Consider the following 25,119-nt stretch of genomic DNA (forward strand, 5'->3'; position numbering starts at 1 on the left):
CGACGACCCGTCTTTGGTTCGGGTCGTTTTTCATTCAATCAATTTGTGTGCAATTGAATTGCGAGCTACTTTGTTTCGAGACCCACCCTCAACAAGGAAGACAAGCCATGAGCGATTCGCTGCTGAGCATTCCCTGCACCACCATCAAGGGCGAACAGAAGACCCTGGCCGACTTCGGCGGCAAGGCGCTGCTGGTGGTGAACACCGCCAGCAAGTGCGGCTTCACCCCGCAGTACCAGGGGCTGGAGGCCTTGTGGGAAAAATACCGTGAGCGCGGACTGGTGGTGCTCGGGTTCCCCTGCAACCAGTTCGGCAAGCAGGAACCGGGCGACGAGGGCGAGATTTCGCAGTTCTGCGAACTGAACTACGGGGTGAGCTTCCCGCTGTTCAGGAAGATCGAGGTCAACGGCGCCGGCGCCCACCCGTTGTTCGTCAGCCTGAAGAAGCGCGCGCCGGGCCTGCTCGGCAGCCAGGGCATCAAGTGGAACTTCACCAAGTTCCTGATCGGCCGCGATGGCCAGGTGGTGAAGCGCTATGCGCCGACCACCAAGCCGGAGGAGCTGAGCTCGGCGATCGAGGCGCTGCTTGAATGAGCACCCGGGGAAAAGTCGCCAGGCCGGATGGCGTCGAAGAATCGCTGCTGCTCGACAACCAGCTGTGTTTCAAGCTGTACGCCGCCTCGCGCGCGGTGATCCGCGGCTATCGGCCGCTGCTCGAACAGATCGGCCTGACCTACCCGCAGTACCTGGTCATGCTGGTGCTCTGGGAGTGGCATGCGAGCCCGCCGGAGCAGCCGACGGTGAAGGCCTTGGGCGACCGCCTGCTGCTCGACTCCGGAACCCTGACGCCCTTGCTCAAGCGTCTCGAACAGCTCGGCCTGGTGGATCGCCGTCGCGCCAGTCACGATGAGCGGGAAGTGCACCTGACGCTGACGGTGCCGGGGATCACCTTGCGCGAACGGGTCATTCCGCTGCGCCAGCAGCTGATCTGCAGCACCGGTTTCGACCTCAACGAGATGTTCGACCTGCACCAGCGCCTGGGCGGATTGCTGTCGCGCTTCCGTCTGGTGGTAGGAGGCTAGCCGTCGTCGCGAGGCCGGCTAGTCGCTCGCGGTGAGCGGGCACCAACGGTCGAGGATGGCTTTCAGTTCGTCGCGGTGGAAAGGCTTGGCCAGGTAGTCGTCCATGCCGGCGGCACGACAACGTTCGCGCTCGTCCGGCAGGGCGTTGGCGGTCAGCGCGATGATCGGCAGGCCGCCCCAGCGTCCGCTGTCGCGGATCTGCCGGGTCGCTTCGTAGCCGTCCATCACTGGCATGTTGCAGTCCATCAGGACCAGGTCGATGGGATGCTCCTCCAGCATCTTCAGGGCATTCAGCCCGTGTTCGGCGATCCATACCTGGCAGCCGAGCTTGTGCAGCAGGCCCTTGGCGACCAACTGGTTGACCGGGTTGTCCTCCACCAGCAGGACCCGGGTGTTGCGCTGTTCTCCCGTGGTGTCCGAGGCGCTCGACGGGGCTATGGCAGTGTGTTCGAGCACGTGTTTCAGGGCCTGGTACAACTGGTTGCGACTCAGCGGCCTGGCCAGTTGGCGCAGCGGCGACAGGCGGCGGGCCAGCTCCGGTTCGAGGAAACTGCCGTAGGCGGTGACCAGCAGGATCGGCGTACCGATGCTCGGACGCAGTCCCATCAGACAGTCCGGGCAATCCGATATCAGTACGTCGAGCGAGTGGCCGAGCAGGCTGTCGTCGGTCTCCAGACGCTTGTACTCCAGGCCCCAGCGCGGCAGCCAGGTTTGCAGCAGCTGCGCCAGCCCGCTGTTGGCCGAGCATTGCGCGATCACCCGGCCGCGCAGCGGCAGCGCCTGCAGCGGAGGGCTGACCGGCGCCAGCGGCAGGCCGACGCTGAACAGGCTGCCCAGGCCGACCGTCGACTCCACCGTCAGCTCGCCCTGCATGGCCTCGCACAGCTTGCGCGTGAGGGCCAGGCCGAGGCCTGTGCCGCCGTATTGGCGGGTGATACCCGCGTCGGCCTGGGTGAACGGTTGGAAGATGCGATCCAGCGCCTCCTGGGCGATGCCGATGCCGGTGTCGCGCACACTGATGCGCACACCCTCGGCGGTGGCTTCCACGCGAACGTCGACCCGCCCCAGGCGGGTGAACTTCAGCGCGTTGGACAGCAGGTTGCTGACGACCTGGCGAATCCGCGTCGGGTCGCCGGAAACCTGGGCGGGCAGGGCGGGGTCGACCAGGCAGGTCAGCTCCACGCCGGCCGCGGCGTTCTGCGAGAGGAGGCTGGCGGTGTCTTCCACCAGGACGCCCAGGTCGAACGGGATCTGTTCCAGGACCAGTTGCCCGGCCTCGAACTTGGAGAGGTCGAGCACGTCGTTGAGCAATTCCACCAGCACCTTGCCGGAGTCGTGGGCGATCGACAGCTGCTGGCGCTGTTCCGGGGTGAGCGGGCCGTCGAGGCTCAGCGAGAGCATGCCGAGCAGGCCGTTCAGCGGCGTGCGGATCTCGTGGCTCATGTTGGCCAGGAAGCTGGCGCGGGCCTGGGCCATATCGAGAGCGGTCTGGCGGGCTTCTTCGAGTTCCTGGTTGGATAGCGTCAGGCGCGCGTTGGCGGCCTTCAGCTCGGCGGTACGGGCGGCGACGATGCTTTCCAGCTCCTCCAGGTACTGGGTCAGGCGGTTCTCCGCCTCCCGGCGCTGTTCGATCTCTACCGAGATGCGCCCGAGCTGGCGGTTGATGACTTCCACCAGCACGCCGATCTCGTCGCGTTCGTGGCCCTTGGGGCAGGGCAGGCGCATGCGTGCCGGCGAGCGTGGATCGTGTCCGCTGAGGGCCTGGATCAGGCTGACCAGGGGCTTGGTCAGCAGGGTATAGAAGAGCACCAGCAGGATCAGCGACAGCAGCAGGCTGCGCACGAAGCCGGAGAGCAGGGTGATGCCGGCGCGACGGAGGAAGTCGTTGCCGAACACGAAGGTGTCGATTTCCAGGTGCAGTACGCCGAGGGCCTCGCCCGGCGCATGGTCGACATGCAACGGGTCCTCGTAGACCCGCTTGTGGCCGAAGAGGAAGTCGCTGAGCGGCCGCAGGCGGCTTTCGGCGGATTCGCGCGAGGCGCTGGCCAGCGGCAGGCCGGAGGTGTCGATGATTTCCGCGCGGACCACGGCGGGCGAACGGAGCAGGCCGAGGACCAGCTCCTGGGCCAGCTCCGCATCGATGTTGTAGGCGATTCGCGCGGCGGGGTTGTGGCTGACGTCCAGCAGCGCGCGCACTTCGCGATTGATGGATGCGTCCTGGCTGGCATAATCGACGCCAACCTGAATCAGGCTGAGCAGGGTTCCCAGGATAAAGGCCACCAGCACGGTGAGGCTGGCCTGTTTGAACGACAGGCGATGGGTCAGCGCTATATCCATGGGGGCGGGGATCAGCCTTGGCGAGGTTCTGCCGCCTAGCATAGCCCATCCCGACCGTCTGTCGGGGTTCCTGGGCGCAACCGATGATCGATCCGTGACGTCAGTCCGATCCGAGGAGAACAGAGTGGATTCCCGATTGAGCGATTTTCTTGCCCGCGCCGAAAGCGTGCTCGCGCGCCTGGAGCCGCTGCTGCCGGCCGTACGCGAAGCCGTCGACTGGGAGCGCAGCCTGGCGGCGCGCTGGCACCGCGACGGCCGTAGCGGCTACCTGCAGCCGCTGGAGGTCAGCCTCGACCTGCGCCTGGCCGACCTGCTGGGCGTAGAGCGGCAGCGCGAGCAACTGGAACGCAACACCCGCCAGTTCGTCGCCGGCCAGCCGGCCAACCACGCCTTGCTCTGGGGGGCCCGCGGGACCGGCAAGTCCTCCCTGGTTCGTGCGCTGCTGGCCGAGCTGGCCGGCGCCGGGCTGCGCCTGATCGAGATCGAGCGCGACCACCTGGCCGACCTGCCGCGCGTGGTGGAGCAACTGCAAGGCCTGCCACAGCGCTTCGTGCTGTTCTGCGACGACCTCTCGTTCGATGCCGGGGAAGGCGACTACCGGGTACTCAAGAGCGTGCTCGACGGCTCGCTGGAACAGGCGCCGGACAATGTGCTGCTCTACGCCACCTCCAACCGCCGGCACCTGGTTTCGGAGAAGCAGAGCGACAACGAGAACTGGAAGATGGTGGACGGCGAGCTGCATCCCAACGAAGCGGTGGAGGACAAGATCGCCTTGTCCGACCGTTTCGGCCTGTGGCTGTCGTTCTATCCCTTCACCCAGGAGCATTTCCTCAGCGTGGTTCGCCACTGGGTGGACGTGCTCGCGGAGAAGGCCGGGCTGGCCTGGAGCTGGAGCGAGGAACTGGAGAAGGAAGCGATCCGCTGGGCGCTTGGCCGCGGCAACCGCAACGGCCGTTGCGCCTATCAGTTCTCCCGCTACTGGGTGGGCAAGCAACTGCTGGAGCGCCAGGCATGATCGATCTGCAGCAATCTGGCGCCGGGCTGGCCGGCTACGCCCTGCTGGCGGCGCAGGCCGAGGCGCTGTTCGCCGACGAGCGCGATTTCATCGCCAACGCCGCGCAGTTCTCCGCCTTTCTCTTCCATGAGCTGGGCGACCTGAACTGGGCCGGCTTCTATCTGAACCGCAACGAGGAACTGGTCCTGGGACCGTTCCAGGGCAAGGTCGCCTGCGTCCGCATCCCCTTCTCCAAGGGCGTCTGCGGCGCCGCGGCGCGTACCCGGCTGACCCAGCGGGTCGACGACGTCCACGCGTTTCCCGGCCACATCGCCTGCGACAGCGCTTCCAGCAGCGAACTGGTGGTGCCCCTGCTCAAGGACGGCCGCCTGGTCGCTGTGCTCGATCTGGACAGCCCGAGCGTGGGACGCTTCAGCGCCGAGGACCAGGCCGGGATCGAAGGCCTGGTGGAGATATTCCTGCGCCTGACGGACTGCTGAGCGACGCGTTCAGGCTTTCGCTGCGAGCTTGTCGAGGGTCCGTCGTTCCCCCGGCAGCAGCGCTTGCATCGCCGGGCGTTCGAGCATCCGCGCGAAATGCGCGGCGAGGGCCGGCCAGCGTTGCTCGTCCAGGTTTTCGCCGGCGTGACGCAGGTTGACCAACTGGCTGGCGATCGCCAGGTCGGCGAGGGTCAGTCGCTCGCCGACGAAGAAGGCCCGGCCGTCGAGATGGTTTTCCAGGTAATCGAAGTGCGCTGGCAGCTTTTCCTCCAGCGCGCGACGCACGTCGTTCTCCTCGCAGGCCTGGCCCATCGCCGGCTTGAGTATCCGGTTGCGGAAGATCGTCAGCGTGGCCAGGGGAGCGATCTCGTAGTCGGCGTATTTTTCCAGCCAGCGCACCGCTGCGCGGCCGGCGGGGGCGTCGCCCTGGAGATTCGGCGGTTCGGGATAGCGTTCTTCCAGGTACTGGCAGATCACGCGGAGTCGGCGAGGGCCAGGTCGCCGTCGCGTAACGCCGGGATGCGGCCCAGCGGACTGATCTCGCGATACCAGGCCGGCTGGCCGAACGGGGCGATCGCTTCCAACTGGTAGTCGAGGCCCTTTTCGGCCAGGAGCAGGCGGACCTTGCGGACGAACGGAGACAGCGGGGCTCCGTAGAGTGTCAGGCTCATAACGATTTCCTCGGTCGATATGAGCCTGGGTTATAGCACGGCTGCCGTGGGCAGGCCGGAATCAGTCGTAGACGTTCTTCTTCTTCCACAGGTCGTCTGCATCGAGGGCCTTCAATCCCTCGTTGAGTTCGCTGGGCTCCTCGCTCGCCGGCTGGCTGTTGTTCAGCACCATCGCGTTGGCGCGGGCCAACTGCGCTTCCATCTGCTGCAGCTCCGCCTGGTAGCGCGCCAGCTCGGGCTGCTTGCGCAGGTACTGGGCGCCGCGTTCGAAGGCCAGGCGCGCCTGGCGCGGTTCGTTCTGCTGCAGGGCCTGCTGGCCGAGATTGCCGAAGAACTCGATATGCAGGCGCACCAGGAGGTGGCGAATCTCCTTGACCCAGATCTGCGCCTCGCTGCGCGGCAGGTGGCCGTCCTGGGTGAAACGGGTGAGCTGGGCATGCAGGGCTTCGAAGAGGAAGCGGACTTCCTTGGCCTTGTCCTCGGTCAGGATCGCCTGGGGCGGATTGCGCACCGGGATCGACTCGCCCTTGGCGACCAGCGCGCGCAACTCTTCTATACGAGCCTTGAGCCCGGCATCGGCTTTCTTCTCCAGCGCCAGTTGCTGCTCGCTGAGGCTGAGCTCGATCTGGCTCATCAACAGCTTCAGCGACGGGCTGACGAACTGGCCGGGAAGGCTCTCGGAAATCTGCGCGCAGCGCCGGACCCGGTCGTTGAGTTCGGCCTTCAGGCGCGCTTTCTCCAGCTTGCTGTTTTCCACCACGTGGTTGATATAGCCAATGGCGATGAGGAGGGCGATCCCGCCGATGATGAGGGCGGTAATGAGGAGTGGCGACACCTTGGGACTCCGCTGTAAGAATTTTCTCAGTCTAATGTCTTGGTGCTACCACTGATAGCAGCAGCTCATTATTTGCACAGAAGTCTTTGATTTAAAAAAATTTTCTCAGAAGGGTTGACGCCTCCCCGGACGCTCCATAAAATGCGCGCCACTTCCAGCGTGAAGCCAAACGCGAAACACTGGAAGCCGGAAAGATCTGTTGTAAGTTCCGGGCCGCGTCCCCTTCGTCTAGTGGCCTAGGACACCGCCCTTTCACGGCGGTAACAGGGGTTCGAGTCCCCTAGGGGACGCCATTGCGGGAATAGCTCAGTTGGTAGAGCACGACCTTGCCAAGGTCGGGGTCGCGAGTTCGAGTCTCGTTTCCCGCTCCAAATTCTACAACCTGGCTTCGGCGGGGTTGGTGAAAGTTAGGCGTCAAAGGTTCGGTTTCGGCCGAACGGGCAACAAGTTGTAACGCGGGAATAGCTCAGTTGGTAGAGCACGACCTTGCCAAGGTCGGGGTCGCGAGTTCGAGTCTCGTTTCCCGCTCCAAACATGATCCAGGTTTCGGCCTGGGTCGAAGAGAAAAGGGCCTTCGGGCTCTTTTTTCGTTTCTGCGATCCGCACCGCCCTGGTGCTTTTCCCGATTCCCCCCATGTTCCCCTCGGCAGGCCGCTGTCCCGCCGCATCTGCTCGCTCGATCGTCGAGACGAAAAAGGCCACTCGTGGAGTGGCCTTCTCTGGTGGAGCGACGGCGGCGATCAGGGCAGCGCTTTGAGCACCGTCAGCAGGCTGGTGAGGTTGTCGGCCACGCCCAGCTGGCCGATCTTCTCGGTGGCGCCGCCGGCGGCGCTGGTATCCAGACTGTAGATCTGCATCACGCCCATGTTGGAAGCGGCCAGGGCAAGGGCGTTCTGCTGTTGCTGGGCAGCTACCGAATTCTCGAACAGGATGCCGGTGGAGTGGGCCATGGTCTGGAAGATCGAGCCCAGCGCCATGGCCGGGGCTTCACCGATCACCTTGACGTTGGACTGGGTGACGGCATCGGTGATCTGGTTGTTTACTGCGGTTGGGAAGCTCATGGTGATTCTCCTGAATCATTGCGAAGGATGTACGGCGATTGCTTGGACCCGGCGGGTCAGGCTCAGGTGAAGGATTTCAGTACGGTCAGCAGGCTGGTGAGGTTGTCGGCCACGCCCAACTGGCCGACTTTCTCGGTGGCTCCGGCATCGGCGGCGGTGTCGAGGCTGTAGATCTGCATCACGCCCATGTTGGAGGCGGCCAGGGCCAGGGCGTTCTGCTGTTGCTGGGCGCTCACCGCGTTCTCGAAGAGAATCCCGGTGGAGTGGGCCATGGTCTGGTAGATGGTGCCCAGCGCCATGGCTGGCGCCTCACCGACGACCTTGACGTTGGACTGGGTGACGGCATCGGTGATCTGGTCGTTGACTGCGGTCGGAAAACTCATGATGTGACTCCCTGTGAGTGAACGGCACGGCTCATGTCGTGCTGTCTTGATGAACGCTCCAGCCAGGGAGTTGTGAATCCGTCGGCGCCAGGCCTGGCGGGCGGCGAAAATGCAAGCGCCCCGCGAGGCGGGGCGCTTGTCGGTGCGGTCTCATGCGGCGGGCGGGTCGGGCTTGTCCGGCGGCGGTGCGGACGTGTTGTGGTTGCTCTGGTTGAAGATGGCGATAGCGTTCTCCAGTTGCTGCTTGAGCGAGCCGAAGTTCTGCTCGAAGCACAGGCGTACCTCGCTCTTCACTAGGTTGGCCAGGCGGTCGGCAATCTGCGACATCACCAACTGGTTGGCGCTTGCCTGGCCGCTCTGCAGGTGGCTGGGACGCAGTTCGGCCAGGCTGCCGGCGGCATTGACCGCCTCAAGAATCGCCTGCTCGCCGCTGTCCTGGGCGCGGAGGGCCTGGGTCGAGGCCTGCTGGACGTTCTGCAGGATCTGGCGGATGGAGCCTTCGGAACGCTGCCGGCCGTTCTCGATCACCTGTTCGGCCTGCTGTCGCGCGTGCACGGCCGGATCGCTGCTGGCGTCGTTGCCGAGGCCGAGCTGGAACTGTCTCAACTGCTCGTGTTCTTCGCTGGTGAGGGGGCGTTTCAGCCAGCGTTGCGCCAGCTGGACCAGATTCCTTCCCAATTCTTCCGAGATCGACATGCGCGGACTCCTCTGCGATAGACGCGCGGTGCGCGGGGTGTCGTGGCGAGGCTTCAGTACTGCTGCGTGCCGTCCGCCGAGGGGGCCTGCGCGCTGCCGCCGGTATCGCCGGGGTAGGCGGCGGCAGCGGCCTGCAGGGTGCTGTAGGCGGTGCTCAACTGCACCGCCAACTGTCCAAGGCTGGCCGGGTCGTCCACGCTGTCTCCCTGGGACAGGGCCTGGAGCCAGCCTTGCAGGCATTCGGTGAGGAGTGCCTTGACCTGGGTGACGAGGGTTTCGAGTTCTTCCTTCATGACGCTTCTCCTGGGGTGGGTGCTCATCCGAGCAGTTTCAGCACGGCCAAGAGCTTGGCCGCATCGCTGTCCGATATTTCCAGCAGGCGCTTTCCGCTCGCCGGCCTGCTGGGGGGCGGTTGGTCCCGTGCCTCCTCGCTGGCGTCCGGCGAACGCTGCGCCGGGCGGTCCGCAGCGGCGAGCGCGCGGCGTCTGATGTAGCGTGCGTAGGCGCTCATCGGTCGCTCCTCAACTGCTGCGGGTGGAGATGCGCACGACCGAGGCGGGGGCGGCGAACCCTTCGAAGCGCTGCAGCTCTCGGTCCCGATGGGGCGCGCCGGCCAGGTCGACGGCGCCGATGGTTTCCTCCCAGTAGGCGCTGCCCAGTTGCACCAGCAGGCGTTGGGCATTCTCCAGCGAAGCGACCGGTACCCGGCCGTGGCGGTCCGCGGCGGCATAGTTGAGCAGGAGCGCCATGCGGATCGCTTCGTCCTGTACGTTGGAGTGCTCGACACCCTGGCCGTCGGCGCCCAGCAGATAGGAGCGCCAGTTGAGGACCTGGGCGAAGAGGCGCCGGTAGGCTTCGAACTGGAAGTAGCGATCCTCCTCGGAGCGGTAGAGCGCGCACTGACTTGCGAAGAACTGTTCCAGCGCGGGTTTCGCCCAGCCGGGTGTACCCGGGAGGTGTTCGCCCAGTTCGTCGAAGCCGCTCTGGCTTTCCGCCAGGGCATGGACGTACTGCATCTGTTGTGGGTCCAGGCGCTGTTCGCCCTGGTAGGCGATGGCCAGGCTGAGTTCCTTGAGCTGGTCGGTGCCGACGTATCCGTCGAGATGGCGCAGGCCACGGTTCAGGCGGTATTCCTGCAGCGAGTCGAAGAGGCCGGAGGCGCCGGTAATGAAATTGCTTCCCAGGTTGGTGTCGAAGCACAGCTCGGGGAACTTGCTGGCCAGATAGTTGCGGTAGTAGTAGGCATGGCCGATGCGCAGGCTGAACAGATCGCTCTCCAGCAGGCGGCGGTAGTAGCTGTTGCCGTCGGCGTCGCGGCTGGCCAGCGCCTGGCAGAGGTTCACGACGTTGGTGCGGGCGTAGTAGGCGACCAGGGCCTGGGTAGTCCCGCTGGTGATGTCGAAGCGGCGTAGCCGCAGGCCGGAGGAGGTCAGGCTGTTGCCGAAAAACAGTTCGTCGAAAAGGCCGGCGAGGGCGCTGGGCGCCTTGTCACGGTCCTGCAGGTTCTCCCGTTCGCGTAGCCGCGCCTTGCCCTGGCGGATGGTGTTGCCATAGCACTTCCAGGCATAGGCGGAGAGCGCTGCGTAGAAATCGTCCAGCGCGTTGGCGTTGCGCAGGAAGTAACCGCACAGCGACCGGTTGTCGTCGGACACCCCGGTCCCCTCTCCACAATGGATGTGCAGGACCACCTTGCGGGTTTCCGGCTTGCCGTCCAGGTAGCGGCGAAACACCGCGGCCTGTCCGAGGAGGAAGTCGAAGAACTGTCGGTACAGGCCGGTAGCGGTCTCCATGCCGAGCAGGTCGATGCCGACCAGCCGGGCCTGCGGTGGCTGCCCCTGCTGTATTTCGAAATGACGGAGGATCCTGTGCAGCTCGGCATCGAAGGCGGCTTCGCTGGCATAGCCATGCGCGGTGTGGGCGAGCAGGCGGTAGGCGGTCTTCTCGGAGGCGTTGAATTGTTCGAACAGGGAATCGAGGACGGCCACCTCGTCTTCCCCCGTCGCCGTCTGGGTATGGCTGATTCCTTCGTGGAGGAGGAACCCCAGCGTCAGGCAGGCGAATTCGCCCGGATGGCGATCGCGGATGGCGCCGCGGGCCCAGTAGGCGTCGTCGAACGGCGTGTACTTGTTGCCGCTCCAGATCTTGCGGTTGAAGTAGCGGACGAACTGGTCCGTCTCGCTGTCGCGAACCGCGCTCGCACCGAGCAGTTCCAGGGTGCCGAGGTAGATCGCCGGCTGGTCGATGGCCGCTGGCGGCGAGGTCCGGCCAAAACGTTGTGCCAGGATGAGGCAGGCGAGATAGATGTTCTCCGCCGCGCATTCGCCGCGCAGGTAGCCCTGACGGTCGGTCGCGGCGAACGGATTGCGCCTGACCATCCGCTGCAGAGCCAGTTCGAACAGCTCATAGTGCGCGGCCTGGCGAGCCTCCTCCAGCGCCTTGCCGTCGACGTCCGGGGCGACGCCGCGGGCACTCATCAGCAGCCCGATCAGGGAAAGCTCCTGGCCTTTCTCCAGGCTCACCTGCCGCTCGCCGACGCGGAAGACCCGGCGGTCGCGCGTCCAGCGGCTGTTGCTTTCCACCGGCAGGATGCCGGCGAAGTGACTATGGAAGTCGAAGGGATAGCGATGGAACCTGACCGGTTCTTCCAGCTTGAAATAGGCCATGACGGCTCTCCTGTGCCAGGGCCGGGCGCCGCCGGCCCCGTCGGTGGTGGCTACGATTGGGTGTCCTTGCCGCCGCGACTGGCGAGGGTCTCGCTGTACTTGGCGATGCTCTGGTCGATCTTGTCGATGGCGAAGCTGGCCGATTCTGCCTCGATCGCCCCGGCCGCCGCGGCTACCGCGGCGGCAGCGCCCATCAGCAGGTCGGTGGCAAGGGCGCCGAGCGCGTCCTCGGCAGCCTGGGCCAGCTTGTTTTCGGCGATGTTCTGGGTCATCTGCCGGAGCAGGATCGCCTGGCTGGCCAGGGCGATCTTGCTGACTCCGTCGAAGTAGCTGGCGGCGGATTGCGCCACCAGCCCGGAGGCCTGGCTGATCATCATGTTCGGCGCGATGGCGATCTGCGACGGCGCATAGCCGGCGGTTTCGCTGTTGCTCATCTGCACCGCCTGCACGACTTGACTGTTCAGGGCGCTGGTGTCCGGTGGCGGCGCCTCGGTCTGCTTGAGCAGGCGCTCGCTCATGCCGGCCAGCGGCGAAGGGCGCGACGGCAGCTTCACGTCGCCGTTGGCGGACGCCCTGCCGCCGCTGGCTGGCGTCTGCCGGCCGGCCTCGCCAGGGGCGGCGGCTTGCTCGCTGTCGCCGGATGGCGCGGGCGCGGGCGCGGATTTCTTGCCGAAGCCGAACATGTCTGGGCACTCCTGGGATCAAGGGGCGGGTCAGATACCTTTCTTGTCTTCTATCGCCATGATCATCGACACCGCCTTGGAAACCACCGCGGTGGAGATCTGGTTCAGGGCCTGCTGGCTGTAGACTGCGTTCTGCAGGGACAGGCCGGCGGAATGGCTGGCGATCTGGTAGAGCGCGGCGATGGCCTGGGCCGGGGCTTCGGCGACCACCTTGACGTTGGTCTGGGTGACGGCATCGGTGATCTGGGCATTCACAGCCGTGGGGTCAGCCATGGGACTCTCCTTGAATGGGCAGGTGCTCGTCGGGCAGGGGGCCGGTCGCACGGGCCTCGACTCGCTTGTCAGGAATGAACGCGGCTGCGTCTGTCTTGTGAAACGTCGCCGGCGAAAAAGTCGGCGCTCAGCCGCGAGCGCAGCAACTGCACGCGCTTGCGCACCAGCGGCGGGGCGATGCCGAGTTGGCTGGCGATGTCGGCATAGGGCAGTTCTTCGATGAAGCGCAGCTCGAAGAGCTGCTGCTGTTGGCGCGACAGCGAGGCCAGGGCCTTGTCCACCTGGTCGAGACGTTCCAGCTGCTCCAGGCGTTCCAGCGGCGAGCCGACGGCGGCGAAGCGCTCCAACTGGCCATCGTGCAGGTCGATGCCGCGGTCGATGAGGCGGTCCTCGCGGATCTGGTGGCGCGCGCTGTCCAGGTAGACGTGTTCCAGGACCAGGAACAGGAAGCCCTGGGGGTCGCGTACCCGCTCCGGTGACTGGCGCAGGAACAGCATCGCCTTGACCGCGGTGCTCGACAGCCATTCTTCGGCCCGATGGCTGTTGCCGCGCGCAAGGCGTTGCGCGCGTTTGCGCAGGCCAGCCTGCGCGGCACGCCAGCTTTCCTCGAACAGGCGATCGGAACCGGTTTCGTTGCCGCCTGGCTGATTCGGACGATCCATAACCGCTACCTCCCTGGTTGCTCGTGTCGGCGAGCAGTCTGTGAGGCGGGCGGTGGGCGAGGCTGTTACCTGGGTGACAGGGGCGCGGCCGGCAGTTCGGCCTTGCGTCGTAGGCGACCGAGGTCGTTGATCAGGATCCGGTCGTTGTGGCAGCTGATCAGCCCTTCGCGTTTCCATATTTGCAGTTGCGCGTTGAGCTTCGGGCGGCTGGCGTTGAGCATCGCTGCTAGGATGCTCTGGTTGGTCGGTAGCGTCGCGCAGGCTCCCTCGGGCTGTTCGCTCGCCAGGCTGGCCAGGAGATGGCGCGCCAGGCGCGACTCCAGGCGATGCAGGCAGACCCTCTCGACGAAACCGGAGGCTTCGCGCAGGCGCGAACAGAGGAGGGCCAGCGCGCGGTTGAGGAATTCCGTGTCGGCGATCAACGGGGCGAAGTGACGTCGGTGGAGGATCAGCACCGACGCCGCGCCGGAGGCGTAGGCGGAGGTCTCGCGGCGGTTCGGCTGGATCAGCGCGGTTTCCCCGATCACTTCGCCAGGACGGATGTCATTGACGATCAGTTCCCGCCCGTCCGGCCCGTAGAGCACGGTATAGAGGTGTCCGCCGAGGACCAGGCCGATGAAGTCTTCAGGGTCGTGCTTGAGGAACAGGACGTCCTTGTCGCGCAACCGGCGCTCCGACGCATGGGTCGCCACGTGCCGCAGCAGATCGGGCAGCCCGTGCAGCAGCGGGCACCGTTGCAGCAGGGTGTAGTGGCGTGAACAGCGGTCTTCCGTTGACTCGTTCGAGTGCATGCCTGCGCCTTCGCCAGATTGATCGGCAGCTCCGGCGAGGTACGACATGCTCGCTGCAGAGCAATCAGTGGGGACGTGTGCGGCGAAGGGGTGTGAAGCTCCGGCTACCCGGCAGAACTGCTAGGTACGGACTCGGCGCGCTCCGGCAATCGGGCGGGCGGTCCGTTTTTTATTCGGAAAGGGTAGCGAGGTTTGGGCTGGCGGGAGGCGGCCCCGAGCGCACGGATGGCGGTCGGGGCGGGACGGCCGGTGGCCGTGGCGGGCTCAGTGCCGCGGGCTGTCCTCGGGCAGCGCGAGCAACTGCTTTTCGCGGTTCCAGTCGAACGTTTCGCCGCGCTCTTCGGCTTCGTAGCGGCGCTCGTCGAGGCGCTGGAACAGGTCGATCTCTTCGTCCGGCATGAAGTGCAGGCAATCGCCGCCGAAGAACCACAGCAGGTCGCGAGGTACCAGGTGGGCGATCTGCGGATAGCGGTGGAAGACCTGGGAAATCAGGTCCTGGCCGAGGTATTGGGCGCCTTCCGGGTCGCGCGGCAGTTCGTCCATCAGTTCGTCGAAACGCTCGAGGAACAGCCCGTGGTTTTCTTCCGGCACCTGCTCGGCCTCGCCCAGGGCGCCGAGGATGTTGCGCAGGTGCTGGAGCAGGGCGAGGTGGTGCTCGAGGTAGGAGTTGGCCATGACGGGTCCTCTGGAAAAAAGCTGGGCAGTATAAAGGGTTTCGCGGCGCCGGCCAGTTTCAGCGGATCGCCGGGGACTGGCTCTGGCGCCGGCGGTTTTCCAGTTGCCGGCGTTCGCTGTCGAGGCGCCGCTGGTCCTGCTCCAGGCGCCAGCGCTGCTGGTCCAGTTGCTGCTGGCGGATCAGGTTGTCCTGCATCTGTCGCTGCTGCCGTTGCCGCTGCAGGTTCTGCTGCTGGCGTTGCAGTTGATCCTGCTGCAATTGCAGGCGTTGTTCGTCGAAGCGCTGGCGCTGTTCCTGGAGCTGGCGTTGGCGCTGTTCGCCGGCGCGCTGCACCGCCTGCTGGTGCGGCTGCACGCCATAGGGCGCAGGCGGTGCGGCCTGCGCCGGGGGCAGGAGGAGAAACGAGGCTGCCAGGCCGGTGGCAAGTAGCTTGAGCATGATGGCCTCCCGTACGTCAGGGATGTGCCCGTCGATTCTAGCCAATCGCCCGGGTTTGGGTGGGTGAAGACGACAAAGGCGCCGGAAGGCGCCTTTGTCGGTTGCGACCGTCGCTTTGCCGCGGAGTGTCAGCGGATCCTGCCGTCGGCCAGTTGCAGTTCCTCCTTGGCGAAGTCGTCGACGTCGATCACCTTGCGCCGTGCCGCTTCGGCCTGGTGCAGGGCCTGCGCCTGCTCGGCGCTCAGCACGCCGGCGGCGGCGCCGGCATCGATCGGGTTCTGCCCCGCTTGCGGCTGGACCCTGCCTTCCTTGATCGCCTTGTGCAGAGTTTTCTCCAGCGCGGCGCTTTCGCGTACCGCGTCGAAGGCGTGGGCGAGGGCACCGACCGGGTCCTGCGGGTCTTTCGGCAGGAACGCGCCGGCGAGGATCGCCTGCAACGCCGGGTCGTCGTCCGGACGGCCGAGGATTTCCGCGATCTCGGCGTCCAGTTCGTCGCCCGGCCCTTTGTGCCGGCGGCCGAACGGCAGTACCAGGACCTTCAGCGCGCAGCCGAAGAAGCGGCTGGGGAAGTTGTTCAGCAGGTCCTCCAGCGCCGCCTCGGCCTTGCCGAGGTTTTCCTCCATGGCCCAGCGCAGCAGCGGATGCAGGTAGTCCGGGTTGCCCAGGTCGTGGTAGCGCTTGAGCGCCGCCGAGCCCAGGTAGAGATAGCTGAGGACATCGCCGAGACGCGCGGAGAGGCGTTCCTTGCGCTTCAGTTCGCCGCCCAGCAGCATCATGCTGAAGTCGGCGAGCAGGGCGAAGGACGCCGCCAGGCGGTTCAGCGCGCGGAAGTAGGGACGGCTGATGCGGTCGCCGGGCGCGTTGCCGAGGTGGCCGCAGCTGAGACTGAGGAGGAAGCTGCTGGCGGCGTTGCCGACGGCGAAGCCGATGTGCTTCACCAGCAGCGCGTCGAACTCGCGGGCGGCCTGGTCCTTGTCCTCGCGCTGGGCCAGTTCCATTTCCTTGAGTACGTACGGATGGCAACGGATCGCGCCCTGGCCGAAGATCATCAGGTTGCGCGAGAGGATGTTCGCGCCTTCCACCGTGATGAAGATCGGCGCGCCCTGCCAGGAACGACCCAGGTAGTTGTTCGGGCCCATGATGATGCCCTTGCCGCCATGGATGTCCATGGCATGGGCGATGCACTCGCGGCCGCGCTCGGTGAGGTGGTACTTGAGGATCGCCGAAAGCACCGAGGGCTTCTCGCCGAGGTCCACCGCGTTGGCGGTGAGGATTCGCGCGCTGTCCATTAGCCAGGCGTTGCCGCCGATGCGGGCGAGCGCCTCCTGGATGCCTTCGAAGGCGGCGATCGGCACGTTGAACTGCTCGCGGACCTGAGCGTAGCGACCGCTGACGTAGCTGCTGGCCTTGCCAGCGCTGGTGCCCACCGCCGGCAGCGAGATGGAGCGTCCGACCGACAGGCAGTTCATTAGCATCATCCAGCCTTTGCCGATCATTTCCTGCCCGCCGATGATGTACTCCAGCGGCACGAACACGTCCTTGCCGGAGTTCGGACCGTTCATGAAGGCGGCGCCCAGCGGCACGTGGCGGCGGCCGATCTCGACCCCGGGGGTGTCGGTGGGAATCAGCGCCAGGGTGATGCCCAGGTCCTCCTCGTCGCCCAGCAGATGGTCCGGGTCGTGGCACTTGAAGGCCAGGCCGAGGAGGGTGGCCACCGGGCCGAGGGTGATGTAGCGCTTTTCCCAGGTCAGGCGCAGGCCGAGCACCTCGCGACCTTCCCATTCGCCCTTGCAGACGATGCCGACGTCGGTCATGCCGCCGGCATCGGAGCCCGCGTAGGGGCCGGTGAGGGCGAAGCAGGGGATGTCGTCGCCCTTGGCCAGGCTCGGCAGGTAGCGCTGGCGCTGCTCGTCGGTGCCGTAGTGGAGCAGCAGCTCGGCCGGGCCGAGGGAGTTCGGCACCATCACCGTCGAGGCCAGGTCGCCGCTACGGGTGGCGAGCTTCATCACTACCTGCGAGTGGGCGAAGGCGGAGAAGCCCTTGCCGCCGTACTCCTTGGGAATGATCAGGCCGAAGAAGCCGTGCTGCTTGATGAAGGCCCACGCTTCTTCCGGCAGGTCCATGCGCTGGCCGATGTCCCAGTCGCTGACCATGGCGCAGAGTTCTTCGGTCGGGCCGTCGACGAAGGCCTGCTCTTCTTCGGTGAGTTGCGCCTTGGGGTAGTCGAGCAGTTTCTGCCAGTCCGGGCGGCCGCTGAACAATTCGCCATCCCACCACACGGTGCCCGCCTCGATGGCCTCGCGCTCGGTGTCGGACATCGGCGGCAGGACTTTCTGGAACCAGGCGAACAGCGGACCGCTGAGCACGCGCCGGCGCAGGTCGGGCAGGGCGAGGGGAAGCGCCACCGCCAGCCAGAGCAGCCAGAAGACCAGCAGCAGCCAGCCGGGCGCGTGGCTGAACACGCCCATCAGGATCAGGTAGGCGGCGCTGATGCCGAGCGCGGGAGCGGGTGGGGTACGCCGATGGGCGAGGTAAGCGACACCGAGTACCAGTACGACTAACCAGAGCAACAACATGCGGAATCCTCCATGAAGACGCCAGGCGGCGTCTCGAGCTTAGCCCGTTTGCCGCCGTTTGGCGGCAGGGCCGGTCAGCTTGGCCGGTTTGTCACGTTATAGGCGAAAACTTCCCGTTTAGACTGGGACAAATTGCCCGCCGGGAGCCCGCCATGCAGTCCTACCTACAATCCGGCCGCTTCGTGGATAGTGACCACCCGGTGGTGGTGGAGTTCGCGGAAAAATCCCGGGGGAATTCGGCGAAACCGCGTGACCAGGCGGTCGCGCTGTACTACGCGGTACGCGACGGGGTGCGCTACAACCCCTACGTGTTCAGCCGCGATCCGCAGACCCTGAAGGCCAGCCACGCCCTGCAGCAGGGCGAGTCCTATTGCGTGCCCAAGGCCATCCTGCTCGCCGCCTGCGCCCGGCATTGCCGGATTCCGGCGCGGATCGGCCTGGCCGACGTGCGCAACCACCTGGCCACGCCGCGCCTGCTGGAAGCGCTGCGCAGCGAGGTGTTCGCCATGCACGGCTATACCGAGCTGTACCTCGAGGGCCGCTGGGTGAAGGCCACCCCGGCGTTCAACCGTGCCTTGTGCCGCGCCTTCGACGTCGCTCCGCTGGAGTTCGACGGCGTCGCCGACAGCGTCTTCCATCCATTCAACCGCCAGGGCGAGCGCTACATGGAGTACCTGGCCGATCACGGCCAGTTCGCCGACCTGCCGGAGGAACTGTTCTTCTCCCACTTGCAGCAGCACTATCCGCACCTGTTCTCCGGCCGCCCGCTGGCCCTGGACGGCGATTTCCAGGCCGAGGCCGGGCAAGATGAAGGGCGTCGATAGTCACCATCAGCCGGCGCGTCTTCCTTCTTCGGTCCATCCTCGGTAGGGTGCGGCATGTCGTCCGGGCGCTCCGGCGACCCATCCGCCGCATCAACCGAAGAGGGAACGCAGAGTATGTTGACCATCTGGGGCCGGAAGAACTCGAGCAATGTGCGCAAGGCGTTGTGGTGCGCCGAGGAGGCTGGCCTGGAGTACCGGACGGTGGATGCCGGCGGGGCGTTCGGCCTGGTGGATGAGCCGGCGTTCCGCGCGATGAACCCGAACGGTCGGGTGCCGGTGATCGAGGACGACGGCTTCGTCCTCTGGGAGTCCAACGCCATCGTCCGCTATCTGGCCGCCCGCTATGCGCCGGGCGACCTCTATCCGCAGGACCCGGTGCGCCGCGCCGACGCCGACAAGTGGATGGACTGGACCACCTCGACTCTCGCCGGGCCGTTCCGCGACCTGTTCTGGGGAACGCTGCGTACGCCGCCGGAGCAACGCGACGAGGCCCTGATCGCAAAGGCGTTGCAGACCTGCGGCGAGTTGCTGCGGGTGCCGGACCAGACCCTGGCCGGCCAACCCTGGCTGTCCGGCGAACGCTTCGGCATGGGTGACATTCCCCTGGGCTGTTTCATCTACGCCTGGTTCGAGATGCCCATCGAGCGCCCGCCGCTGCCCCACCTCGAGGCCTGGTACCTGCGCTTGCGCGAGCGCCCGGCGTTCCGCACCGCGGTAATGACCGAACTGACCTGAGCCGGCTACTGTTGCATTTTGTTACCCGTAGCCTTATCTAGCTCTTCCTCTTCACCTTCCGACACGGGAAGCCTAATGAGTTCCGCCCTGTCCATCCGTCAATTGACGAAAACCTACGGCAACGGTTTCCAGGCCCTCAAGGGCATCGACCTGGACGTCGCCGAAGGTGATTTCTTCGCCTTGCTCGGCCCCAACGGCGCGGGCAAGTCCACCACCATCGGGATTCTCTCGACCCTGGTGAACAAGACCAGCGGTTCGGTCTCGGTGTTCGGCCACGACCTCGACAAGGACCCGGCCGGCCTCAAGCGTTGCCTTGGCGTGGTGCCGCAGGAGTTCAACTTCAACCAGTTCGAGAAGGTCTTCGACATCGTCGTGACCCAGGCCGGCTACTACGGCATCCCGGCGAAGATCGCCAAGGAGCGCGCCGAGCGCTACCTGACCCAACTGGGCCTGTGGGACAAGCGCAACGAAGCCTCGCGGATGCTCTCCGGCGGCATGAAGCGGCGCCTGATGATCGCCCGCGCACTGGTCCACCAGCCGCGCCTGCTGATCCTCGACGAGCCCACCGCCGGGGTCGACATCGAGCTGCGTCGTTCGATGTGGAGCTTCCTCACCGAACTCAACCAGGAAGGCATCAGCATCATCCTCACCACCCACTACCTGGAAGAGGCGGAGCAGCTCTGCCGCAACATCGCCATCATCGACCACGGCGAGATCGTGCAGAACACCAGCATGCGTGACCTGCTGATGACCCTGCATTCGGAAACCTTCCTGCTCGACCTGAAGAACGTCCAGGCCCTGCCGCCGACTCTCGACGGCTACCCGACGCGGCTGGTGGACGATCACACCCTCGAAGTGCAGGTGGAGAAAAGCCAGGGTATCAACGATCTGTTCGCCCAGTTGGGCGCACAAGGCATCGAGGTACTGAGCCTGCGCAACAAGACCAATCGCCTGGAGGAGCTGTTCGTGTCGCTGGTGGAGAAGAACCTGACGAGGATCGCCCGATGAGCAGCGAGCTGAGCGCCAACCTGGTCGCCCTGAACACCATCGTCTACCGCGAGGTGCGCCGCTTCACCCGGATCTGGCCGCAGACCCTGCTGCCGCCGGCGATCACCATGGTCCTGTACTTCGTGATCTTCGGCAATTTGATCGGCCGCCAGATCGGCGACATGGGCGGCTTCACCTACATGGAATACATCGTGCCCGGCCTGATCATGATGTCGGTGATCACCAACGCCTACGGCAACGTGGTGTCGAGCTTCTTCGGCAGCAAGTTCCAGCGCTCGGTGGAGGAGCTGCTGGTGTCGCCGGTATCGCCGCACACCATCCTCCTCGGCTACACCATCGGCGGTGTGCTGCGCGGCCTGGCGGTGGGGGTGATCGTGACCATGCTGTCGCTGTTCTTCACCAAGCTGCAGGTGCACCACCTGGGCATCACGGTGCTGGTGGTGGTGCTTACCGCGACCATTTTCTCCCTGGGCGGTTTCATCAACGCGGTGTTCGCGCGCAACTTCGACGACATCTCGATCATCCCGACCTTCGTGCTGACGCCGCTGACCTACCTGGGCGGGGTGTTCTACTCGATCAACCTGCTGCCGCCGTTCTGGCAGACCGTGTCGCTGGCCAACCCGATCCTGCACATGGTCAACGCCTTCCGCTACGGCATCCTCGGCGTCTCCGACATTCGCATCGGCGTGGCCATCGGCTTCATGCTGCTGGCCACCGCGGTGCTCTATCTCGGCTGCGTAAGGCTGCTGGTGAGCGGGCGCGGCATGCGCCAATGAAACGCTCGAAGGCATGAAACAGAAGCCCCCGTCATGGGGGCTTCGCGTTTCATCGGCGCGGGCGAGCGAAATCGATGACGAAACGGGTCCAGCCGTCGGCAGACTCGCAGCGGATCTCGCCGCCGTGGGCCTGGACGATGGAGCGGCAGATCGCCAGGCCGAGCCCGGCGTGTTCACCCTGGCCTTCGCGGCGCGCCGGATCGGCACGATAGAACCGGTCGAACAGGCGCGGCAAGCGCTCGGGAGGAATCGCCGGACCCTGGTTCTCCACGCTCAGGCGTCGGTCGCCGAGACGGATACGTATCTCGCCGCCATCGGCGGTGAAGCGCAGGGCGTTGTCCAGCAGGTTGGCCAGCACCCGCCGCAGCATGCCGCGGTCGCCGGGCAGGCTCAGGCTGCCTTCGCGTAGCAGGCGGATGTCGCGGTCTTCCGCCAGCGGCTGGTAGAACTCCAGCAGCGAGTCGACTTCCGCGCCCAGGTCCAGGGCCTGGCGGCTGGGCGCCAGCAGGCCGTGGTCGGCCTTGGCCAGCAACAGCATGTCGTTGACCATCGCGGTGAGCCGTTCCAGCTCCTCGAGGTTGCCGTGCAGGGCCTCGCGATAATCCTCCCGCGAGCGTGGGCGGGACAGTACCACCTGGGTCTGGGTCAGCAGGCTGGTGAGCGGGGTGCGCAACTCGTGGGCGATGTCGGCGGAGAACGCCGAGAGGCGCTGGAAGGCTTCTTCCAGGCGCGCCAGCATGGCGTTCAGCTCGCCGGCCAGTCCGCGCAGCTCCTCTGGCATCCGGCTGGCGTCGAGGCGGGTGGTGAGGGAGTTGGCGGAAACCCGCGCGGCGACTTCGCGCATCCGTCGCAGCGGCGCCAGGCTGGCGCCGGTGGCCCAGGCGCCGAGCAGCGCCGTGGCCAGCGCCGACAGGCTCATGGTCAGCCAGATCAACTGGCGCATGCGTTGCAGGAAGTGCTGGTGATGACTGATGTCGAGGATCACGGTGAGTCGCGGCGAAGCGTCGTTGCCGGGCTCCAGCGGGGCGCCGAGTTCGCGGTTGGCGGGCAGGCCGGGATGCGCAGGCTGCGGCAGGCGCTCGAACCAGAGGTTGCCATCCGGGCCGTTCAGACGCAGGCCGAGGTCGGGATGGCGTGCCAGTTCGCGCAGCAGTTCCGCTTCGCGGCGGCGCATCTGTTGTTCCGAGCCGAGGCCGCGCAGTTCATCGCGAAACACCGCGAGCTTGGCGGACATCGCCATATGGTCGAGCTCGACGAAATGCTCGTCGATGGCCCTGCTGAAGATCAATCCGGCGATCAGCGAGACCGCCGCCGTGCAGGCGGCGAACAGCAGGCTCAGGCGGACGCCGAGGGACATCCGCGAGCCGAACCCGGCGCTCATTCGTCGCGCTCTTCGAGAACGTAGCCCATGCCGCGCACGGTATGGATCAGGCGCTGCGGGTAGTCGTCGTCGACCTTGGCGCGCAGGCGGCGGATGGCCACCTCGATGACGTTGGTATCGCTGTCGAAGTTCATGTCCCAGACCTGCGAGGCGATCAGCGACTTGGGCAGCACCTCGCCGCTGCGCCGCAGCAGCAGTTCGAGCAGGGCGAACTCCTTGGCGGTGAGGTCGATCCGCTTGCCCTGGCGTTGCACCCGGCGGCGCAGCAAATCGAGTTCGAGGTCGGCCAGTTGCAGGGTGGTCTCCTGCAACTGCTGGCTGCCCCGGCGCAGCAGGGTGCGCACCCGGGCGAGCAGTTCGACGAAGGCGAACGGCTTCACCAGGTAATCGTCGGCGCCTTGTTCGAGGCCGCGCACGCGGTCCTCTACGGCATCGCGGGCGGTCAGGAACAGCACCGGTACGGTCATCCCGGCGTCGCGCACGCTGCGCAGGATCTGCCAGCCGTCACGGCCGGGCAGCATGACGTCGAGGATCAGCAGGTCGTAGTCGCCGCCCAGGGCCAGTTGCTCGCCCTCGTTGCCATCGTCGCTCAGGTCGACGGCGAAGCCTGCCTCGGCGAGCCCCTGGCGCAGGTACTGGCCGATGCGCGGTTCGTCTTCGACGATCAGCAGTTTCATGTTCATCCCTCGTTACATTTGCCGGCCATGCCGACCTGTTTCTGACAGCATCGTAATCAGTGGGTAACGGGGGCGACAGTGGCCCCCGCGCAGACTACAGGGGAACTCATTCGAGGAGACTTCCCATGCGTACCTTCACTGCCTCCACCCTCGCTTTCCTGCTGGTCCTCGCCCCGACCGTTCCGGCCATGGCCGACAGCGGCGGCGACATCGTCTTCGAGCGCATGCAGGCCCAGGCCGCCAAGGCTCGTGCCGCGCACCAGGAGAAACTGGCGAAGCAGGCCGAAGCGACGAAGAAGGACAAGGAAAACTGCTGATCGCCAGTTCTTCCACCCCCGGTTCCACACGGGATGACGGAGGGCTCCGATCCCGTCTTCACCCGCCACCGGTTCCCTGGTTTCCGGTCGGCGGGTTTTTTATGCCCGTCGGTGGTGCTGGGCGATCTTAGCCTTCGCGGTCCGCAACGGCGGCAAGCTGACAAAGATGTAATGCTCCCGACAGCCAGCCGGCAGGCGCAGCGACACAGGATAGGCGACATCAACCCGATGGAGATTCCCCGTATGTTTCCGCGCCGCCTGCTTCCCGCTTCCCTGATCGTCCTCGGCGTGCTTTTCGGTGCCAGCGCCCAGGCTTCACCGGCCCACGGCCAGGCCTTCGGCAAGCCGGCCCAGGCCGCGCAGGCCAGCCGCAGCATCGAGGTGGTGCTCGGCGACATGTACTTCAAGCCGCGGGCGATCGAGGTCAAGGCCGGCGAGACGGTCCGCTTCGTGCTGAAGAACGAAGGCAAGCTGTTGCACGAGTTCAACCTGGGAGACGCGGCGATGCATGCCGAGCACCAGAAGGAGATGCTGGAGATGCAGCAGTCCGGGATGCTCACCCCGACCGGCATGGCGTCGATGGACCATAGTCAGATGGGCCACGGCATGGCCGGCATGGACCATGGCCGGATGATGAAGCACGACGACCCCAACAGCGTGCTGGTCGAGCCGGGCAAGAGCGCCGAGCTGACCTGGACCTTCACCAAAGCCACCCGGCTGGAGTTCGCCTGCAACATCCCCGGCCACTACCAGGCCGGGATGGTCGGTCAACTGACCGTGCAGCCCTGAGCCGGCGGACGGCCGGCGTGAAGATGCCGGCCGATCCGTATACACTTGCCGCCGCCCGCCAGTGCGGCGCGGCGCGCGGGGAAGGGCCCTGCGCGATTCATCCAGCAGGTTTCCCTCATGCAGCATCCCGCCGAACATTCGCCGCTGGGCAAGACCAGCGAATACGTCTCCAGCTACACGCCGTCGCTGCTGTTTCCCATTTCACGCACGGCGAAATGGGCCGAGCTTGGCCTGAGCGCCGAGACCCTGCCTTATCGCGGCGTGGATATCTGGAACTGCTACGAGCTGTCCTGGCTGACCCCGGCCGGCAAGCCGGTGGTGGCGATCGGCGAGTTCTCGATCCCGGCGGACTCGCCGAACATCATCGAGTCGAAGTCGTTCAAGCTTTACCTCAATTCCCTCAACCAGTCCGCCTTCGATAGTCGCGAGGCGCTTCGCGCGGTATTGGAGAAAGACCTCTCGGCCGCTGCCGGGGCGCCCGTGGGCGTGCGCCTGCGCAGCCTCGACGAAGTTGCCGAGGAGGGCATCGGGCGTCTGCCGGGGCGCTGCATCGACGAGCTGGACATCGCCGTCGACGGCTACGAGCAGCCGCGCCCGGAACTGCTGCGCTGCGACGCCGGGCGGATCGTCGAGGAGCAGCTCTACAGCCACCTGCTCAAGTCCAACTGCCCGGTCACCAGCCAGCCCGACTGGGGCACCCTGGTGGTCGACTACCGGGGCCCGGCGCTGGACCCGGCCAGCCTGCTGGCCTACCTGGTTTCCTTCCGCCAGCACCAGGACTTCCACGAACAGTGCGTCGAACGCATCTTCCTCGACCTGCAGCGCCTGTTGCAGCCGCAGGCGCTCAGCGTCTACGCGCGCTACGTACGCCGTGGCGGCCTGGATATCAATCCCTACCGCAGCCTGGCGGAGGTCGCACCGGACAACCGACGCCTGGTGCGCCAGTAACGCCTCGCAACACGCGGATACGAAAAAGCCCCGGCCATGCCGGGGCTTTTCATTTCGGCAAGTCGTTCAGATACCCATGTTGGCCAGGCTCTGCACGATGGAGCGGAGCGTGCCGGCGAGGGTCGGGTGGCTGACCTCGAAGCGCTCGACGGCGAGGTTGACCCCATCGACCAGGCTGCCTTCGTTGAGGGCGTCCTCGTTGGCCAGTTTCAGTTCGATGTCCCTGATCAGGAGTTCCAGTTCGGCGCGCTGCTCTTCGTTCAGCGGCGGTTGTTGCTCCAGTTGCTCGCGCAGGGCGGATAGTTCGCGCAGCAGACTCTCTTTCGGCATGGTATTTCCCTCGA

At 65.9% G+C, this 25,119-nt stretch carries 29 protein-coding genes, 3 tRNA genes and 1 pseudogene; 14 read left to right on the forward strand and 19 right to left on the reverse strand.

Annotation, left to right across the window (positions count from 1 at the left end; genetic code table 11):
- Positions 1–107 precede the first annotated feature (107 nt).
- Both FHW81_RS07335 and ospR read left to right on the forward strand, forming a co-directional pair.
- On the forward strand, positions 108–593 hold the full coding sequence (locus tag FHW81_RS07335; RefSeq protein WP_003090910.1) for a glutathione peroxidase: 486 nt from the start codon (positions 108–110) through the stop codon (positions 591–593).
- On the forward strand, positions 590–1,081 hold the full coding sequence (gene ospR / locus FHW81_RS07340) for a hydroperoxide stress response transcriptional regulator OspR (protein ID WP_003114767.1): 492 nt from the start codon (positions 590–592) through the stop codon (positions 1,079–1,081). Before FHW81_RS07335 ends, ospR begins: the two co-directional genes overlap by 4 nt.
- A gap of 18 nt (positions 1,082–1,099) precedes the next feature.
- Here the strand turns inward: ospR and sagS are convergent, their stop codons facing one another.
- Positions 1,100–3,460, reverse strand: coding sequence for a two-component system sensor histidine kinase/response regulator SagS (sagS, locus tag FHW81_RS07345; RefSeq protein ID WP_003158678.1), 2,361 nt, complete (start codon positions 3,458–3,460; stop codon positions 1,100–1,102).
- Positions 3,461–3,542: 82 nt separating this feature from the next.
- Between sagS and FHW81_RS07350 the strand changes: the two genes are divergently transcribed.
- Together FHW81_RS07350 and FHW81_RS07355 are read left to right on the forward strand one after the other, a co-directional pair.
- A complete protein-coding gene (locus FHW81_RS07350; protein ID WP_003090906.1) occupies positions 3,543–4,433 on the forward strand; it encodes an ATP-binding protein in 891 nt (296 codons plus the stop codon).
- Positions 4,430–4,912 (forward strand): GAF domain-containing protein, encoded by a 483-nt coding sequence (locus FHW81_RS07355; RefSeq protein WP_003090905.1) that lies wholly within the window; start codon positions 4,430–4,432, stop codon positions 4,910–4,912. Before FHW81_RS07350 ends, FHW81_RS07355 begins: the two co-directional genes overlap by 4 nt.
- Before the next feature lie 9 nt (positions 4,913–4,921).
- Here FHW81_RS07355 and FHW81_RS07360 read toward each other — a convergent pair.
- Both FHW81_RS07360 and FHW81_RS07365 read right to left on the reverse strand, forming a co-directional pair.
- Positions 4,922–5,583: pseudogene (locus FHW81_RS07360) on the reverse strand (glutathione S-transferase family protein).
- A 61-nt stretch (positions 5,584–5,644) separates the two neighbouring features.
- Positions 5,645–6,418 carry a hypothetical protein gene (locus FHW81_RS07365; RefSeq protein ID WP_003090903.1) on the reverse strand — a complete coding sequence of 258 codons (774 nt, stop codon included), beginning with the start codon at positions 6,416–6,418 and terminating at the stop codon, positions 5,645–5,647.
- A 217-nt stretch (positions 6,419–6,635) separates the two neighbouring features.
- Here FHW81_RS07365 and FHW81_RS07370 point away from each other — a divergent pair.
- From FHW81_RS07370 to FHW81_RS07380, 3 genes are all read left to right on the forward strand, one after another.
- Positions 6,636–6,711, forward strand: a tRNA-Glu gene (locus FHW81_RS07370).
- A 2-nt stretch (positions 6,712–6,713) separates the two neighbouring features.
- Positions 6,714–6,789: transfer RNA gene (locus FHW81_RS07375), tRNA-Gly, on the forward strand.
- A gap of 84 nt (positions 6,790–6,873) precedes the next feature.
- Positions 6,874–6,949 (forward strand) — tRNA-Gly (locus tag FHW81_RS07380).
- A 209-nt stretch (positions 6,950–7,158) separates the two neighbouring features.
- Here FHW81_RS07380 and FHW81_RS07385 read toward each other — a convergent pair.
- The 13 genes from FHW81_RS07385 to FHW81_RS07445 form a co-directional block, all read right to left on the reverse strand.
- Positions 7,159–7,479, reverse strand: a complete 321-nt coding sequence (locus tag FHW81_RS07385) for a RebB family R body protein (protein WP_003108983.1) — start codon at positions 7,477–7,479, stop codon at positions 7,159–7,161.
- Between the two features lie 62 nt (positions 7,480–7,541).
- On the reverse strand, positions 7,542–7,862 hold the full coding sequence (locus FHW81_RS07390; protein ID WP_003108980.1) for a RebB family R body protein: 321 nt from the start codon (positions 7,860–7,862) through the stop codon (positions 7,542–7,544).
- A gap of 150 nt (positions 7,863–8,012) precedes the next feature.
- Positions 8,013–8,558, reverse strand: a complete 546-nt coding sequence (locus FHW81_RS07395) for a hypothetical protein (protein ID WP_003116566.1) — start codon at positions 8,556–8,558, stop codon at positions 8,013–8,015.
- Positions 8,559–8,611: 53 nt separating this feature from the next.
- Entirely contained in the window at positions 8,612–8,851 is a 240-nt protein-coding gene (locus FHW81_RS07400; protein ID WP_003116567.1) for a hypothetical protein, read from the reverse strand.
- 23 nt (positions 8,852–8,874) lie between these two features.
- Positions 8,875–9,069: a hypothetical protein gene (locus FHW81_RS07405; protein WP_003090898.1), complete on the reverse strand. Its 195-nt coding sequence runs from the start codon at positions 9,067–9,069 to the stop codon at positions 8,875–8,877.
- 10 nt (positions 9,070–9,079) lie between these two features.
- Positions 9,080–11,221 (reverse strand): hypothetical protein, encoded by a 2,142-nt coding sequence (locus tag FHW81_RS07410; protein ID WP_023912603.1) that lies wholly within the window; start codon positions 11,219–11,221, stop codon positions 9,080–9,082.
- A gap of 50 nt (positions 11,222–11,271) precedes the next feature.
- On the reverse strand, positions 11,272–11,904 hold the full coding sequence (locus tag FHW81_RS07415; protein ID WP_003108962.1) for a hypothetical protein: 633 nt from the start codon (positions 11,902–11,904) through the stop codon (positions 11,272–11,274).
- Positions 11,905–11,934: 30 nt separating this feature from the next.
- On the reverse strand, positions 11,935–12,177 hold the full coding sequence (locus FHW81_RS07420; protein WP_003090893.1) for a RebB family R body protein: 243 nt from the start codon (positions 12,175–12,177) through the stop codon (positions 11,935–11,937).
- Between the two features lie 68 nt (positions 12,178–12,245).
- A complete protein-coding gene (locus tag FHW81_RS07425) occupies positions 12,246–12,839 on the reverse strand; it encodes an RNA polymerase sigma factor (protein ID WP_003116572.1) in 594 nt (197 codons plus the stop codon).
- Positions 12,840–12,904: 65 nt separating this feature from the next.
- Positions 12,905–13,630: a Crp/Fnr family transcriptional regulator gene (locus FHW81_RS07430; RefSeq protein WP_003090891.1), complete on the reverse strand. Its 726-nt coding sequence runs from the start codon at positions 13,628–13,630 to the stop codon at positions 12,905–12,907.
- Positions 13,631–13,894: 264 nt separating this feature from the next.
- Positions 13,895–14,305: a PA2817 family protein gene (locus FHW81_RS07435; RefSeq protein WP_003090890.1), complete on the reverse strand. Its 411-nt coding sequence runs from the start codon at positions 14,303–14,305 to the stop codon at positions 13,895–13,897.
- Positions 14,306–14,363: 58 nt separating this feature from the next.
- The gene (locus FHW81_RS07440; RefSeq protein WP_003119883.1) at positions 14,364–14,744 is read right to left on the reverse strand and encodes a PA2816 family glutamine-rich protein; all 381 of its coding nucleotides are present in this window, start codon (positions 14,742–14,744) and stop codon (positions 14,364–14,366) included.
- A gap of 128 nt (positions 14,745–14,872) precedes the next feature.
- Positions 14,873–17,320, reverse strand: a complete 2,448-nt coding sequence (locus FHW81_RS07445) for an acyl-CoA dehydrogenase (protein ID WP_003108955.1) — start codon at positions 17,318–17,320, stop codon at positions 14,873–14,875.
- A gap of 152 nt (positions 17,321–17,472) precedes the next feature.
- Here FHW81_RS07445 and FHW81_RS07450 point away from each other — a divergent pair, with 152 nt between their 5' ends.
- From FHW81_RS07450 to FHW81_RS07465, 4 genes are all read left to right on the forward strand, one after another.
- Positions 17,473–18,144, forward strand: coding sequence for a transglutaminase-like domain-containing protein (locus FHW81_RS07450; RefSeq protein ID WP_003098789.1), 672 nt, complete (start codon positions 17,473–17,475; stop codon positions 18,142–18,144).
- Between the two features lie 114 nt (positions 18,145–18,258).
- Positions 18,259–18,879: a glutathione S-transferase family protein gene (locus tag FHW81_RS07455; RefSeq protein WP_003108953.1), complete on the forward strand. Its 621-nt coding sequence runs from the start codon at positions 18,259–18,261 to the stop codon at positions 18,877–18,879.
- A 75-nt stretch (positions 18,880–18,954) separates the two neighbouring features.
- Positions 18,955–19,887 (forward strand): ABC transporter ATP-binding protein, encoded by a 933-nt coding sequence (locus tag FHW81_RS07460; protein WP_003090885.1) that lies wholly within the window; start codon positions 18,955–18,957, stop codon positions 19,885–19,887.
- Positions 19,884–20,663 carry an ABC transporter permease gene (locus FHW81_RS07465; protein ID WP_003090884.1) on the forward strand — a complete coding sequence of 260 codons (780 nt, stop codon included), beginning with the start codon at positions 19,884–19,886 and terminating at the stop codon, positions 20,661–20,663. The genes FHW81_RS07460 and FHW81_RS07465 overlap by 4 nt, the downstream gene beginning before the upstream one ends.
- Before the next feature lie 49 nt (positions 20,664–20,712).
- Here the strand turns inward: FHW81_RS07465 and FHW81_RS07470 are convergent, their stop codons facing one another.
- Together FHW81_RS07470 and FHW81_RS07475 are read right to left on the reverse strand one after the other, a co-directional pair.
- Complete coding sequence (locus FHW81_RS07470) at positions 20,713–22,044, reverse strand: sensor histidine kinase (RefSeq protein WP_016852701.1); 1,332 nt, start codon at positions 22,042–22,044, stop codon at positions 20,713–20,715.
- Entirely contained in the window at positions 22,041–22,721 is a 681-nt protein-coding gene (locus FHW81_RS07475) for a heavy metal response regulator transcription factor (protein ID WP_003098784.1), read from the reverse strand. Before FHW81_RS07475 ends, FHW81_RS07470 begins: the two co-directional genes overlap by 4 nt.
- Before the next feature lie 125 nt (positions 22,722–22,846).
- Here FHW81_RS07475 and ptrA point away from each other — a divergent pair, with 125 nt between their 5' ends.
- The 3 genes from ptrA (at position 22,847) to queF (ending at position 24,775) form a co-directional block, all read left to right on the forward strand.
- Complete coding sequence (gene ptrA, locus FHW81_RS07480) at positions 22,847–23,038, forward strand: T3SS anti-activator PtrA (protein ID WP_003090881.1); 192 nt, start codon at positions 22,847–22,849, stop codon at positions 23,036–23,038.
- A gap of 171 nt (positions 23,039–23,209) precedes the next feature.
- On the forward strand, positions 23,210–23,827 hold the full coding sequence (locus FHW81_RS07485) for a cupredoxin domain-containing protein (RefSeq protein ID WP_004344471.1): 618 nt from the start codon (positions 23,210–23,212) through the stop codon (positions 23,825–23,827).
- A gap of 117 nt (positions 23,828–23,944) precedes the next feature.
- Positions 23,945–24,775: an NADPH-dependent 7-cyano-7-deazaguanine reductase QueF gene (gene queF / locus FHW81_RS07490; protein ID WP_023091197.1), complete on the forward strand. Its 831-nt coding sequence runs from the start codon at positions 23,945–23,947 to the stop codon at positions 24,773–24,775.
- A gap of 66 nt (positions 24,776–24,841) precedes the next feature.
- Here the strand turns inward: queF and FHW81_RS07495 are convergent, their stop codons facing one another.
- Positions 24,842–25,105 (reverse strand): DUF4404 family protein, encoded by a 264-nt coding sequence (locus FHW81_RS07495; protein ID WP_003090878.1) that lies wholly within the window; start codon positions 25,103–25,105, stop codon positions 24,842–24,844.
- Positions 25,106–25,119: the final 14 nt, after the last annotated feature.

It is taken from the genome of Pseudomonas sp. RC10-4-2 (assembly GCF_050433085.1).
Lineage (GTDB): Bacteria > Pseudomonadota > Gammaproteobacteria > Pseudomonadales > Pseudomonadaceae > Pseudomonas > Pseudomonas aeruginosa.